This is a genomic window from Indolivaga alginatilytica (genome assembly GCF_003201355.1).
In the GTDB taxonomy this organism is placed as follows: Bacteria; Bacteroidota; Bacteroidia; order Bacteroidales; family Dysgonomonadaceae; genus Dysgonomonas_A; species Dysgonomonas_A alginatilytica.
The window spans coordinates 1-14,838 of the sequence record NZ_QICL01000012.1; the positions used below are offsets into that span (position 1 = coordinate 1).

Annotated in this window: 10 protein-coding genes and 1 pseudogene; 4 read left to right on the top strand and 7 right to left on the bottom strand. The window is 37.6% G+C overall.

What is annotated here, in order from left to right:
* From CLV62_RS10415 to CLV62_RS10430, 4 genes and pseudogenes are all read left to right on the top strand, one after another.
* On the top strand, positions 1-1,629 hold a 1,629-nt coding region (locus CLV62_RS10415; RefSeq protein ID WP_317048081.1), incomplete at its 5' end, for an RHS repeat domain-containing protein.
* Positions 1,610-2,188, top strand: a complete 579-nt coding sequence (locus CLV62_RS10420; protein ID WP_110310725.1) for a hypothetical protein — start codon at positions 1,610-1,612, stop codon at positions 2,186-2,188. The genes CLV62_RS10415 and CLV62_RS10420, both read left to right, overlap by 20 nt.
* Positions 2,189-2,301: 113 nt before the next feature.
* A pseudogene (locus CLV62_RS10425) lies at positions 2,302-3,873 on the top strand (RHS repeat domain-containing protein); the annotation flags it as partial.
* Positions 3,874-3,910: 37 nt separating this feature from the next.
* Positions 3,911-4,306 (top strand): hypothetical protein, encoded by a 396-nt coding sequence (locus CLV62_RS10430; protein WP_146212726.1) that lies wholly within the window; start codon positions 3,911-3,913, stop codon positions 4,304-4,306.
* 125 nt (positions 4,307-4,431) lie between these two features.
* Here the strand turns inward: CLV62_RS10430 and CLV62_RS10435 are convergent, their stop codons facing one another.
* From CLV62_RS10435 to CLV62_RS10465, 7 genes are read right to left on the bottom strand one after another with little or no spacing between them, the layout of a single operon-like run.
* Entirely contained in the window at positions 4,432-6,243 is a 1,812-nt protein-coding gene (locus tag CLV62_RS10435) for a hypothetical protein (RefSeq protein ID WP_110310728.1), read from the bottom strand.
* A 60-nt stretch (positions 6,244-6,303) separates the two neighbouring features.
* On the bottom strand, positions 6,304-7,008 hold the full coding sequence (locus tag CLV62_RS10440) for a hypothetical protein (protein ID WP_110310729.1): 705 nt from the start codon (positions 7,006-7,008) through the stop codon (positions 6,304-6,306).
* Positions 7,009-7,015: 7 nt separating this feature from the next.
* Complete coding sequence (locus CLV62_RS10445) at positions 7,016-10,243, bottom strand: toxin VasX (RefSeq protein ID WP_110310730.1); 3,228 nt, start codon at positions 10,241-10,243, stop codon at positions 7,016-7,018.
* Complete coding sequence (locus CLV62_RS10450) at positions 10,244-10,807, bottom strand: PAAR domain-containing protein (RefSeq protein ID WP_110310731.1); 564 nt, start codon at positions 10,805-10,807, stop codon at positions 10,244-10,246.
* 2 nt (positions 10,808-10,809) lie between these two features.
* Complete coding sequence (locus CLV62_RS10455; protein WP_110310732.1) at positions 10,810-12,666, bottom strand: type VI secretion system Vgr family protein; 1,857 nt, start codon at positions 12,664-12,666, stop codon at positions 10,810-10,812.
* Between the two features lie 24 nt (positions 12,667-12,690).
* Entirely contained in the window at positions 12,691-13,647 is a 957-nt protein-coding gene (locus CLV62_RS10460; RefSeq protein ID WP_110310733.1) for a type VI secretion system baseplate subunit TssG, read from the bottom strand.
* A gap of 41 nt (positions 13,648-13,688) precedes the next feature.
* Positions 13,689-14,837: a hypothetical protein gene (locus CLV62_RS10465; protein WP_110310734.1), complete on the bottom strand. Its 1,149-nt coding sequence runs from the start codon at positions 14,835-14,837 to the stop codon at positions 13,689-13,691.
* Position 14,838: the final 1 nt, after the last annotated feature.

Genomic DNA, 14,838 nt, shown 5'->3' on the forward strand with positions numbered 1-14,838 from the left:
CTGGTGTATGTAAATACAGCCAGAGAAAAACAGGACGGACAGGCGGAAGAAAAAGCCAACGAACGCAAACTGCTTTGGGACGAAGAAAACCGTTTACAGGCTATTAACGATAATGGATTTATCAGTGGCTACTGGTATGATGCCAGTGGAGAAAGAGTAATCAAAACCAGTGGCGATGACGAAGGTATTTATGTAAACGATGTATTCAGCGGAGGACGTACCGAGACGGCTAACTTTACCGCTTATATCAATCCGTATCTGGTAGTCAGTAAAGGCGGACAATACACTAAACATATTTACATAGGCAGTCAACGTATCGTTAGTAAGCTGGGTGATCTGGATTCTTACGGACAAGACCCACGCAGGTTAGAATATGCAGGTTCGGAAGTAGACGGGGCTAAGGTGGATTACAAGACTAAGTACCAACAAAGCCAGCAAACGATCAAAGACCGCTATGCTTATTTTGAAGTGCCTTATTATGGTAAGGATAATGACGATTATGTAAATGGTGGTGGTTTCTGCTGTAATGATGTTCCGACAACCCGTTCTTTTGATCCAAGTAAGAATGATAATCCTGAGTTGTATCAGTTTTATTATCACTCCGATCATTTGGGTAGTTCATCATTAATTACTAATTTGGACGGTGAAATTGTGCAGCATATAGAGTATGTGCCCTTCGGTGAGGTATTCATCGAGGAACGTAACAATAAGTGGAATACGCCATTCTTATTTAATGCCAAGGAGTTGGATGAAGAGACGGGATTGTATTATTATGGGGCAAGGTATTATGATCCGAGAACGAGTGTTTGGTTGAGTATTGATCCTCCACTAATTAATGGATACTATTTAGATGGCAATCATAACGGTGGAGTCTATAATGCTTTTAATTTAAACCCGTACTTATATTGTAAAGCAAATCCTATAATATTTGTTGACCCAGATGGTAATCAGGTAAAGATTGTAACATATGGACAGAAAGGAGTTTCAAAGGTGAATGATGATGATTTTGTACGAAGGTGTGCAACTGCATGTGCCGAAAAATTAGGTGTAACCCCTCAAGGCTTTAGTACGGGAACAGAATTAGTGAATATATTATCATCCTCAAGTAAAATTGCGACATATGTAAATTGGGGACATAGTGAACCTGTAGGACTATATTTGAAAAATGACCAAGGATTTTATGTTGGATCTTTAAAAGTTGGAAAAGAATCTTCTAATATAGAAGAACTTAAAAATAGTGGAATGAAGACAACAAAAAGTTGTTTATTCATTTTTGCAAGTTGTAATACTGCTGGAGGATATAGTAAATATAATGAGCATGCATTTGCAGAACAATTTAGTGATGTTTTAGATTTAGGCAATGCTGCACCTGGTACTTATAAAATAACAGTAATTGGAGCTACTAACTATTCTAATCTCAAATTAGATGGGACAGTTAAAACAGATGGAAGTTTCCTTAAAATAGAAGAAACATTTTATGTAACCCCTATAAATATACTAGCCTTACCTGGTAAAAGTAAAAATGCAGTTCTTCCTATGGAAAGGAAAATTACGAACTTAGGAAGTCATATTGATCCAGCTAAAATAATTAAAAAATTCGATTACACAGATGTATCAATTAGCAAGTAGGTGTTTACTATTTGCTATATTAATTTCTTGCTCTTCAAAAACGGAAAAAAAGCAAATAGTGGATAACAATAAAGTATATTATGATCAAGTTATTAAATATATTGAAATGTATGATACCGAAATGGATATGGAGTTATATATTGAGGGTAAAAAGTATGCTATTGAAGATAGTTTATCTAAGTATTTGTCCAAAGTAAATATTGATTCACTATATTGTGATGAAAAATTTGGATTTATTATGGGTAATTTAATAGAAAAAAGATATTTATCATTAATAAAAATAATACCAAAACAATCGGTCAATCGGTCACTTACATATAATGCAAACGCTTGGTGCTATGAGAGAAAGAGTAGTCAATCATTCCTAAACTATAATTATGGTTTTAGAAGAAAATCAGATGAAAAATTTGAAGAATATTCTTCGCCAAAAACAGATTTTATTTGTATTGACTCTGTTATATTAAAACTTGATAATAATATCTTTTTGAAAAAAGATTCCATACATGAAGTTTGTATGCAATTAGTAAGACAGAAAAAAACAGGAGGTTGTTTGTGGTAATTTCCTCGTTGAGCGTAGTCTATCAACTACGTTCTATATAAAAGGAAAACTTTGCTTTATAAGTAATAATATCAGCCCCTCCATTCTTAGCCGTTTGGTGGGGTTGATTTTTAAAGCTGCTTTGGGACGAAGAAAACCGTTTGCAGGCTATCAACGACAATGGGTTTATTTCCGGTTACTGGTATGACGCAAGTGGAGAACGCGTGGTTAAGACCAGTGGTGATGATGAAGGTATTTATGTAAATGATGTGTTCAGCGGAGGACGTACCGAGACGGCTAACTTTACGGCTTATATCAATCCGTATCTGGTAGTCAGCAAAGGCGGACAGTACACTAAACATATTTACATCGGTAGTCAACGTATCGTTAGTAAACTGGGTGATCTGGATAGTTATGGACAAGACCCGAGAAGGGTGGCATATGCAGGTTCGGAAGTAGACGGGGCTAAGGTGGATTACAAGACCAAGTACAAACAGTCTCAACAAACCATCAAAGACCGTTACGCTTATTTTGAAGTGCCTTATTATGGTAAGGATAATGACGATTATGTGAATGGCGGTGGTTTCTGCTGTAATGATGTTCCGACAACCCGTTCTTTTGATCCTTCAAAAAATGATAATCCTGAGTTGTATCAGTTTTATTATCACTCGGATCATTTGGGTAGTTCGTCTTTAATTACTAATTTGGACGGTGAAATTGTACAGCATATTGAGTATGTGCCGTTCGGAGAAGTATTTATCGAGGAACGTAATAATAAGTGGAATACGCCGTTTTTATTTAATGCCAAGGAGTTGGATGAAGAAACAGGGTTGTATTATTACGGAGCGAGGTATTATGATCCGAGAACTAGTATTTGGATAAGTACTGATCCACTTCAAGAGAAGTATCCCAATATTAGTAGTTATGCGTATTGTGCTTTGAATCCTGTGAAATATATTGATCCGGATGGGAAAGATATAATAATCAGTCTTAGTGGAGGTGCATCGACTTATAACTATAGAGGTGGACAGCTTTATGCTGAAAGAATGAATCCAAGAACTGGGAGAATGGAAGAGTCTAATTATATTCCGTCTGCTGGTAGTTTTTTAGAAGGGGTTTTAAATGGACTAAATGACTTGAAAGCGAATTCGACGACAGGGTCGGAATTAGTCAGCTTTTTTGAAAGTTCGAGAGCTAATGTTGAAATAACTGCTAACCAATCCATTACTGGCACAAGAGGGAATGCTGTGGAGTTAGATGCTCAAGGGCGTCCAGTTGTTTATATGAAGAATGATCTTACAGGAAGTAATATGCCGACACTGAACGGAATAGAGACCAGTCCTTTTTGGTTAGATCTAGGACATGAATTAGCCCATGCTGTAGATCATTACTTTAGAGGGCCTATAGCGAGTAATAAAATGGATGGATTATTTTTCTCGGAATTTCTTTATGTGGGTTATAATGCACAAGGAGGGCTTACTTCAAATACATACAGTAACGTTTTACAAAGAACAGAAATTTATGCTACATTTATGGAAAATAAAATGAGATCGGAATCGAGACTGTCATTAAGAACCCATTATTATACTATTACATCAGGAAATGATACTCGAGGAATCGGTCCTTCTTTATTAAATGCGGATAATTCTAGTGCATTCTCTAATACGACTTATTTACCAAAACATAGCTTAATCCCTGAAAACTAAGATGAAAACAGTATTGTTTCTAATATTTTCTTTTTCTATGTCAATTGTTAACAGTCAATCGATATCGACCAATTTAAAAACGATAAATGAAGACTTTGACAATAAGCGTATGATAGAAGCATATCTGACTAGTGAACCTTTTGGATGGGCACCTAAATTAGATGGAATCAATTTATTAGCTGATAGCATAATTGTAATAAAAATAGGAGGATATGATTCTTCGCCTCGTTCTTTTTTATTATATAGAGGAAAATCTTATCCTGTTTTATATAATTCAGATATCAATTACTCTCAGTCACTTCATGAGATCTTTTTTGATAAGAACGTTGGATTATCAACGCTAATAGCAGAAGATAATAAACCTGTTACCGACTGGCAGCTTGCTACTTTCCAGACGGATTATGATCCGAATAAGAATCCGTGGCTGACGTGAGAGATAAGTTTAGATATGGATAGTCTGCGGAATTAGTCACATTATCATTATATATTTTATCGAATTTAAAGTTTAGTAAGTAACGTCTTTAATAAAACCATTCTATATGTAATTTAAAGTCAAATCTATACGATCATTGTTTCGACCGTTTTTTGAACAGGCATTACTTTTATTGTATAGTCATAATGTTCGGGAGAACGTTTTTTTAGACGTACTAACAAATCCCTTAACAGACCTTTTTGCTGCAATAATTCGGGAAACCTCATTGAAGGATATAGTCTGATTTCTATAGTGCTGATCATGCCTTCCCGTGGTCTGGGGCTATGCTTGACGGTATCTACAACTTCTACCTTACTGATCGATTTATCAAGCTCTATTTCACAAAAGCTGGCTACATTATCTTCGGTAACAAGCCTGTCGTTGGAGGTCAAAATATACATATTGACTGCTAAGAGGCTATCTATATCCGAAAATTCCTTGCCACCGCAAATCTCAGTCAGAGAAATACCCACCGCATCGACTGTTTGATCGGTCATCTGAGGTGCAAATTGTTCGCTGCGAGGCAAGCCGTTAATAAGGTTTCCAAGAGTACTCAAATACTGAATGTTGACATGGATGACATTGTCATGGGGGGATAGCAAGATTTTTCCAACTTCGGTAGTATGTTTCTTTTTTTCGTTCGTCTCAATTTTACTGCCCGAGTTTGTTCCTAATTTGGCGATGGATTGGATTGTACGTGCTACCTTGTCGGTATCAATTGTAGGAAAAGCAACCCTTTCGGAGTGAGCCAAATCCATGATCTGTTCCATATAATCCATCACATCGAGCCCTTGTATATGAGTTTGGGTAACAGGTTCTATATGATAAGTACCCGGAACTTTATGCTCATCCAATATATGCGGTTCGTAGTTTGCATTGTCGGAATCAGTAACCGAGTCGATCTCTAAAAGTTTTTCGCCCTTGCCGGCATAAAGCGAAGTAGTACCATATAAAAAATATTCGGTTACTTTGGTATTATGCATACGTTTGTTTAAAACAGGAAATGTATTGAGTATAATTGTTATCCGACTCAAATCTTCGGGGAGAATATAATGATGGAATTTTAACTGTACCCAATATTTAGGAGTTAGTTCAGCAGTCTCATCTTTATCGAATATATCTTTTAGTGCCTGTGGCAGTTTCTCTGCCCGAAGTGTTTCAGTAGACAAGTTCTCGGCTATAGTCAGATAGTTTTTCTCATAGAAGGAAAGTACATTACATTCATTGTCATTGTCTTCAATATCCAAATTTGTAGGGTAGCCTTGTTTTAATTTAATGTTATTTCCGTTTACAATCAGTTCGGTATAGGACATAACCTGATAGTAATCGTGAATCTCGGAAAGTTCTGGAAATTCGATATAAAACGACAATCCTTCCAAATCGGATATCTGCTTATTAATATCCAGTGCCAACCAGATTGAATTGGAATCAACCGACTGCTGGGCTATTGATTTCACTTTCTTTTTTCCGGAATTGTCTACCGAGTATAGATTAGGGTAATGAAAATAGTTATCTGTATGGATGTTGAACAGTTTGACTTCGGTAACCGGATGAAATGAGACTGTAGATATTGCCTTGTTTTTTAATTCTTCCGGTACGTTGTTCAGATAAAAAGGCACCTGCTCGTTGAGAGTAAGTATAGGCTGATTGGTTTTCAACTGGAGTATTGTATGGGCAGGGCGAACCGACAAGTACTGCTTAGGAATAAGCCTCTCAGCAAGCCTCTCTAACAGAATTTTATCTATATTATGTATACTATTCTGAATCAAATAGAGTTCGTTAGTCAATTCTTCGACCAATAACCGAATTACGATATCGAATTGTTCAATCTTTTTTGAACCCCAGATCAGGTCGGCATAGCTTAATATTTTCTTTCGGATAGATTCCTTGCTGTTCATTATCTTTTTTATTAACTTACTTGAATAAAATTTCGATCTGTAATTGTTGTTTCTATTAATTTAATTTACATTACTTCTATATCTCTGTGTATCTCCATCGACATCGGTCATTGAGATTGTCGATTTGTATAAGGGTTTAAGGAAACCTTCTGCTTTACGGCGTTCATAATCTTTTTGCCTGTAAGCATCCAGGTCTTCTCCCGGAGGTAATGGCCTGTTTCTGTCCATATACCATACTAAAAAGGACATACAATTAGTCCAGTCTGTAGAATCTTGAATTGCAGTTATTTTAATATGCCAAAACTTATTTCCAGATATCATAACCCCTATGGATTGAGCTAGAGGAGTTCCTGACACTCCGATTCGAGCATCTTCAAATGGAATGGTTATTGTTCTGGGTATCCAGTTTAAAACTGTGGCTCGCATCGTTAATGTACCATTCTCACGGTTGAAAATAAACTTTCGGTCAGTATTCAGAATGTTGTTGATTATTATAATTATACAACTGACAACGATAATTCCTATAAAAAATGTCAATATAATTTCTTCTAGTCTCCATTTTTCAGAACTTCTGATTATAGCCCAAATGCCAAGAATTGTCACTCCTAAAGCCAATACTATATTTATAATTCTTTCTATAGGAAATTTTATGAGTTCGGTTATCATCTTTTCGTCATCTATATAATTGGCAAATATTTTTCTGAAATAATAAGGTTTACTACTTTCTATCACCAATATTTTATCTTTATATTCCTGATTGTTCATATCTTATTTAATAATTAAAATGGTTGGTTTCGAGTATTATTTCTTTGTTTCCTTCTCTCTTGGAGCTTAGCTTTCTTTTTACAATTTCGTGTAACTTATCGAAACTAAAGGGTGCCCTGTTTTCGCTACCACTTATCTCCATAATGTCTTGCACTGTTTTGCCCATGTATGACGATCCGCTATCCATATTGGAATAGGAAGTATCAACATCAACTCTTTCCATAAAATAGATATCTTCTCCCTTTTCATTTACCGGAGGGAAGCACGAACCGTCTTTATAAATAACCCGTTGAAAAAAGTATGCACTATGTATTCTATATGTATATGATATACAACTGTCGATATAAGACCGACTATATGAGATTCGACAACCGTTAGATAACTCGGAAAAATCTCCTTCAATATCTTTACAATGAAGCCTACTACCATCATCACTAGGTTTTTTGTAAAATATCCGTAGACCATATTCTACATCACTATCGAATGTCAGGGTATTATAAGAACATGCTACAAATATATTATTTAATTTATAGGTAGTGGTATAGGAATTTATGATTCTATTCCACAAACTGCCATGTACCTTCACTATCTCATGCTTAGGCGTTACTTTCATATTCATTAATAACAATGTAAAACACTCTAACGACTGTTTCAAAGTATGCCATTTGGGGAAATCATCTCCTATTATATCTGCTTTGTTTTCACACAGTGTCTGCATTATTTGGGGAGCTTCCATCCTTTTCCAACCATTAACTTTTTTAATAGCATCTTTCTGAAGTATATAGTTTGCTAAAAACTGCTCTAAAGGCGTATGCGTTAGATAAATAGCAAGCAGCATCAGACCGATACTCACCAGATAGGCTATGATCAGGTATTTGTTCCGAGCCCACACCGGAGGTGTTTGTAACATCAACCCAGCTGAAATTCCTGCCGCAGCGAAGAATCCTACCGCACTGCCTATATAAGCTAATCCGGCTTTGGTATTATTTTGTCGAAAAGCTGATATTCCATCGATCACATTGACAATACCAAGAGCTGTACAACTTGCTATCCCGAAGATATTTGAGTAAAAATTAAGACTTTGAACCATGTGCTTCGGTATCTTCGAAAACAAGGAAACATAGCTAGCTACAAACTGCCCAAGTTCAGCTGTTGCTCCAAATATACTAAAAAAATTGTATGGAATAGAGTTATTATCAATGTTAGAAATAGCCGAACTTAGATTCCATGCACTAATGCAACTGGTAAGTCCCATAAAAGATTTAGACTTGAAGATAGTCTCAACTATCCTCTGTAAATTTGCATGCGAAGGCATTGCCGCGGCAGCCTTTGCTGCGGCTGTTTTATTAGCTTCTGCTGCTGTTGCCACGGCCGCGGTCTTGGCCGCCTCATCTGCTGCGGCCGCTTTAGCTACTTTGTCAATAATAGCCTCAATGACTACGTGTTTTCTGTAACCTCCGAGTATTTTGCCTTCGGTATCGGCTATTCTACGGATAGGTATTCCTACTTTTCTTTTGGCCGCTCTTCCTCCCCGTTTAATGTAGTCTGTTTTTTGTATGCAATGCACGTCTTTGAGCAATTCGTCCATTGTTATTTGATCGAAGACCCAACAATTTATTTTTTTCGTACCTCCTCGGGGTCCTTTAAGTGTCCTCTCACTAATGGATACTTTATTAAACCATCTTTCTTCTATAATCAAATAGGTTCCCTTAGAGGTTGTTGCCAACTGAACTCCGTCTTTTACTCCTTCGCTTGCTTTAGCTGCCGCCTGTGCTATTTTTTGTGCTTCTTTGGCTATCTCTGCCGCTTCATCTGCCATTGTTTGTGCCGCCGTCCTCGCAGCATCTTCGCTTTTTGTAATTTGCGTAAGATGCCCGTTCCATGCAATACCGGCATTGGTCATATTCGACCATATTATATCAGTTGTCGATACCACATCATCTACATTGGTTGGTTTATTACCTTCGATGAAAAGAATATCTTCTAAATCGTATTTTTGGGACAACAACTCATCTACCTTATGGCCAATAGAAGCAGATTCCTGCATATACTTTGTTACATCTTTATTGAAATCACAAGAGGTGTCTTTAATATCTATATGACGGTCTACTAAATTGGCATCCATAGATATTCCTTTATGATGTTCTACAACTCTTTCTATACCCCGCTCCATATGAATAGGGTGGTTATTTTTGAAATCATCGAGTGCAGCCCTGTAATAATCAGTATCCGCAAAGGTTAACATTGTTCTTCGTATATTATTGGCATGAATTCTTGCTTCTCCCCTTCTTTCGACTAGCAATATTTTTTCCAGAAACTCCTGTTCTACAATTTTCTCTTTTAATACATCAAGTGTTTTATCTGTTTCTGATGAACCTGATGACCTGCCATAAAACATTTTGTAAAAAGTTAAGGCATGTAGATGAAGATAGTGAAAATCCTCGTTTGTATATTTATTACTTGTTTTTGTATTTACCGATATACTATTTACTAATTGACTAAGATCTCCCAAGGCGATTAGTTGATCCTTTCTTAAATCCGTAGCACATCCGATTGGGTCATGTAAAGAAAAATAAACATAGGGTGTTTTGTCATCCAGAGGTTTAATTGATGATAATCCGAGTTCAAATTTATCATATGCTATACGTTCATATTCACTCGGATTGTTTTTTTCATGATAGATTAGAATATCTTCATAAGTCGCAACATCCTTATTTTTAGTCAAATAACTTGTGTCTAATTCCTGAAATCTTTTTTCTCTTAATTTCTGGTCATCAATCATCGATCGGGTATATCTTACAGACCATTGTTCTGTTGAATAAGCAAACCAATATACAATGCCTTTTTTTATAATAGTATAGTCTTTATAGTCACCATAAGGTTCAATTTCCCTAAAGTCTGATGCTTCTTTATCCCATTTTATCCGAGGACCCTGAATCAATATACCGGCTATACATCTAAATTCAATGATGTCTTTAAATTTCTCGTTGTACATATAAATGTAGCCTTCCACAATATTTTTCCTACAGTATTCATAGATACCAACTTTGTCTGGAAAATTTGGATTCAGATTAAAATTTTGATATTGTTCGTCTGTTTTTGCCTGATGAAGGCTATATCGATTAAATCGCAGAATAATTCCATCTGTAGTACTTAGTCTATCACTCTCGACTTCTCTTCCATCATAATTAGTAGCAGAGAATTTGTATTTCTTTGTCAAAGGATCTTTTCCCATTTATTTCTCCTCCTCATTTTTAGTTTTCCATTCTACTTCTAAGCGACCATTTTCTACAATTCCCTTTACTTCATCAATTATCTCATCGCTTCCTTCTTCATAAATCTTAAGAGCAACTTCTTCTCCATCTTCATAACCCACAGTATCGGCTGATAAAAGCACAGTTTCTTCATAGTTCGTATCTCTTATAATAAAACTTTTCTTTCTCCATTGCAAATTAAATATCCTTGGCTCCGGTTTTTCGGGATTTTCGGCACGCATAGCAAATCCACCGGATATGGTTACACCGGGAACTCCGTCAATTATAACGCCTCCATGTTCAGTCATGCTACCTACAATAGCCACCTGCTCGCCATCGATAAACACTCCGGGACTACCTATTGTAATAGAGTTCGGTTTGGGACTGCCGGTACAAACACATTTGCTCCCCTTGATAGCAACAGGTATTCCGTCTATCAACACTCCATCTACTCCTTTTGTAACAGTTCCCCCTACGTGGGGTTTTGAACCATCCGACATCGGACAGATGTGTTTATTTCCTACAACAACTATTGGTACTCCCATAACTATGCAATTTCTATTTTATGACTAGCTCCACTTATTTTTGTCGATTGACCTTTTATTACCGTTTCCTTTCCGGATATTTCCATGTCGGAAGCACTGGTAATCTTTGCCGCTTTACCTTCAATTTTTATGTCTGATTTTGCCGTAATATCCGTAGAACCAACTGATTTTATCTGTATATTAGCTTCAGTTGCTATATCTACATTGGCTTGAGCTCCGATATGCACTTCAGCCATCGCATCTGCTTTGATGGCTTGTTCGGCTTTCATTTCAATATTGTTAGAAGCGTTCATCTTAATATCTTTGGCATTGATGATTACAGTTTCTACTGCTGTGAGTTCAATATTATTGCCTTTAGTATCTATATGAATATAGTTTCCTTTTTTGTCTTTGAGTGTAATACCTAATGATTCGGGATTATCATCTAATTCAAAAGTAAGTCCCATACGGCTGATAATGCTTTTAATATAGTTTTCCATACCTGCATCCGATGCATTTTTGCCGTGAAACAAACTCCCGGATACAAATGGGAAATTGGGATTTCCGTATTCAAAATCGACCATCACCTGATCACCCTTTTCTGGTGTGAAATTCATACCCCTTCCTCTTTCCACTTCGCTGCTTGATCCCGCATGAGGGCTCACAACCCGCATCCAGTGTGTGCAACGGTTCTGTGCAAACGGGAATCTGACCTGTACACGCCTGTAACCTTCGGGGTCTGTATTGTTGATAACTTCAGCTCTCATAGGACCTGCTACGGGCATCGGTATTTCGGGCATCGGCATTACTTTCAGGGAAGCCGGTACTGCTTCAAAGCTGTTCGAATAAATATGGTTCTGATCGATCTTATGTATGCTTTTAATTACTCTATACGTTCCCAAATCTCTTTTTTCGGATATGGTTTCTGCCAACTTAATGTTTATCAAACGTCCTATGGTAGATTTATAGCTGTTGGATTCGCCTGTTATATAGTTTGTACGGGCTGCCGTGCGTGTTTTCTGCTTTGCGACCAGTTCATCGAGTTCGGCTTGCCCTCTTACAGCTACGTTAGATGGTGTCTTAGGCGGACAAATCTCGGTAAGGTCTACGCTTCGCTCGGCTACTTTATCTATATATTGGTTTGAGTTCTCAATGCCTTCAGGTGCTTGTTTTTGGAGCACCGTATCATTTTCAGCCTGATAATGGTAACGGGTAAATGCATTGGGTAAAAGGCGTGATCCGAACTTAAGCTCTATTATATCTGTATTGTAAGTCATTACCTCCGGTTTCCATTCATCGTATTCTCCGAACAATATGTCTGAACCACTGAAAAACAAATTTTCCCCGTAATCCTGAGCAAGCCTTTGAAGGAACTTCCAGTCGCTTTCGTTATGTTGCATAACAAAGTTTATGGTATTCTTATATGTAGGGGTGCCCGTGGCTTGCATATATACCTGATGTACCCTTGAAGTGACCTGCTCGAAAATAGCATCTATTGTCATTTCGGAATAAATTTCAAGGCGTTTACCCTGTTCAAGCATTATAGTGGGGCTTGCCCCTTTGATTAGTATATAACCATACCTGCCTTTTTCAGCAGTGGGTATCACACCGGTTATTATTCCTTTGAAAACATATGCATTTGCCGTATCGTTTCCATGCTGTATGTCTATTGACACGGGATGGTCGATAAGGTTAAACAGATCTGCCGGAGATTTCATCAGCGAATCCTGCAAAACATGATAGTCTAAGCAGATTTCAAAATAATGATGGTCGCCGTATTCCTGCTCGATGGATAGCCAAACAAAGTCTACTTTTTTTCGGGCTACATATACAATTGCGTTTGTCTGAATTCGTTCGTCTGGTGCTTTTGAAGTTGCCATAAGTTATAATTTAATGTGTTTTAATCATAATGTTGTGTTAATCCCCAAGTAGGCGTTATGTGTGTCTGATGACAGCCTGAACTTGGAAAATTCTTTTAGAGTCAGATAGTTGATCTCCCTTTGACAATCAAGGGGCAACATCAACCTTAGCAGTTCTTTGAGTATTAATCCGTTGCGCAAGGTCGGCATAAAGAGTCTGACTTCTTCCGGCATCGCAGGACCTATGGTAATGCGAATGTTCCTGCTACCGTCTTGAAACGCACCACCGCCTACAACAGTGTTAACTCCGAGCCTCCACTTTTTAAATTGAGGCACCTGATCATTTTTCATCGGTTTAGCAGAGAGATCGCCAAGTTCGACCTTGATGGGTGTATCGAAAATAATGCCTAAGATATGTCCCATAAATTCGAGATCAGTATATATATGGTATAATTCCGGTACGATTTTAATAAAGAATGCCGCCTGACTGACCGACATGAGTTTAAGGACAGGCCAGTAACGGACAAACACGCTTTTGAGGTTATCGTAAAAATTCATTTTGTCGAATTTCCTTTCATAAAGCTGTGCCCGGGTCAGTAACTGATCTATCGCCATTTCGAAAGGCTGGAAAAACTTCCGAGCAGCGAATTCTTCCTGCCTGTGCCTTCTCATTTCCGACAAGACATCCTGATGGGATTTCTTCTTGGCGGTTTCGTAAGGCTGGTGGAAGATACCTTCGGGAAGGTTGTCATACATGCTTTTGCGGTTGGTATGAATATAGAGGTACTCCATCAGGTCCTGCGTAGAAAAGCCGTATTCAATCCGTTGAACATCTTTGGATACATGTCGCTTGTCGCCTTTCTCACGGGCGATAAGAATCTTATTAGCGTCCTGTCCCGACTCGATCAGCCCCGCAGCGATTACCTCGGCACGGTAATCGGTACTCATGCTGTTGGCTGTGGAAAACTTATTTTTTATATGGACCTTTTTTGTATCCGGCATATGAAACCTTATTTAGCAATTGCGAATTGTTCTTTACTATATCAATCAAATATTACCCAGCTTCCGGTAGATTTTGGTGTGTCAGGTTCTTTTATCCTCTCTGATATGACAATATTTTCCTTATGCTGCCCTATAAAATGCAACCCGTTGAGCGTGTGCCACAGATCTGTGATAAATATCAAAAACTGTTCTAGCTGAGTCATCGCCGGACGGATATCGTTGTGATTATACTTTATTTGAGAGGTATTTTTCAGCATTTCTTCAAACGCACCGGGGGTTACATCGTTCCACTGCTGAAAATATTTGAGCAACTCTTCCTTATCTGTTTTGGTTAATTTCGCCAGAGTCATTTGTATCTGAGAGGCTAATGACGAGAAATAAGTGATATTCTTAACAGGTGTCGAATAGCTGCTCATGTTTCTGTAGCGAAAATGTATTTCCGCAATATACATGATTATTGCCTTGCATATCCCGAAAACAGATTCTTCCAATGGCGATTTATGGGGTCTGGAATGTATCTTTTCAATAATATTACAGGAGACCCTTTCAAGTTCGTTGAGGTGTTTCCCAAAAAGTGCATTATATCGTATTAATTCACAATGGCTTTCCATCTCTGTACAAGGAGGAATATATTGCGAATCGAGCATAAAAGCATCTGCATTCTTTACAATTCGTCCGATGATCAGGTTGTAAACACCTTTTTCGTTTTTGCCGGATGAGAATGCCGAGACCACCGATAAACTAAAAAGAGACGCTGTAAACAGATCAGTTGGTATCTTTTTATTCTTACCTGTATTGGCAAGAGGGACTCTTTGAAACGGGTTTACAGTCAGCACAACGTCCCAATAAGAAGGCAACGTCTCTTCCTCTGTGTCTTGTAAACCAAAATCGAGTAAGGTGTGAATCGGTTGGTTATGGGCAGAATCGTAATGAATTACATAACCTGTACGGGTTATGCCATTACAATGCGTAAGGTTTAACCGTGCCGTGCCTTTATCCTGTAATTCCAATTCGAGTTTGCACGATTCATTTTGACTACTCTGTAGTGGCAAAAGTCCATAATTAGTATCGGTGATTTCGATTGCAAGGCTATCGATAAGATTTTCCGTGAAATAGTCTTCGGTTTTTATCAACTGGTCAATCTCAATATCTGCTCCCGGTATCCAGTTGTTTAATTTATATTTACTCATA

Bases quoted from the DNA above. Each gene is read 5' to 3' on its own strand.
- CLV62_RS10440 (WP_110310729.1), bottom strand. From the start codon at position 7,008: ATGAACAATCAGGAATATAAAGATAAAATATTGGTGATAGAAAGTAGT.
- CLV62_RS10460 (WP_110310733.1), bottom strand. From the start codon at position 13,647: ATGCCGGATACAAAAAAGGTCCATATAAAAAATAAGTTTTCCACAGCC.
- CLV62_RS10455 (WP_110310732.1), bottom strand. From the start codon at position 12,666: ATGGCAACTTCAAAAGCACCAGACGAACGAATTCAGACAAACGCAATT.
- CLV62_RS10445 (WP_110310730.1), bottom strand. From the start codon at position 10,243: ATGGGAAAAGATCCTTTGACAAAGAAATACAAATTCTCTGCTACTAAT.
- CLV62_RS10430 (WP_146212726.1), top strand. From the start codon at position 3,911: ATGTCAATTGTTAACAGTCAATCGATATCGACCAATTTAAAAACGATA.
- CLV62_RS10465 (WP_110310734.1), bottom strand. From the start codon at position 14,837: ATGAGTAAATATAAATTAAACAACTGGATACCGGGAGCAGATATTGAG.
- CLV62_RS10435 (WP_110310728.1), bottom strand. From the start codon at position 6,243: ATGAACAGCAAGGAATCTATCCGAAAGAAAATATTAAGCTATGCCGAC.
- CLV62_RS10420 (WP_110310725.1), top strand. From the start codon at position 1,610: ATGTATCAATTAGCAAGTAGGTGTTTACTATTTGCTATATTAATTTCT.
- CLV62_RS10450 (WP_110310731.1), bottom strand. From the start codon at position 10,807: ATGGGAGTACCAATAGTTGTTGTAGGAAATAAACACATCTGTCCGATG.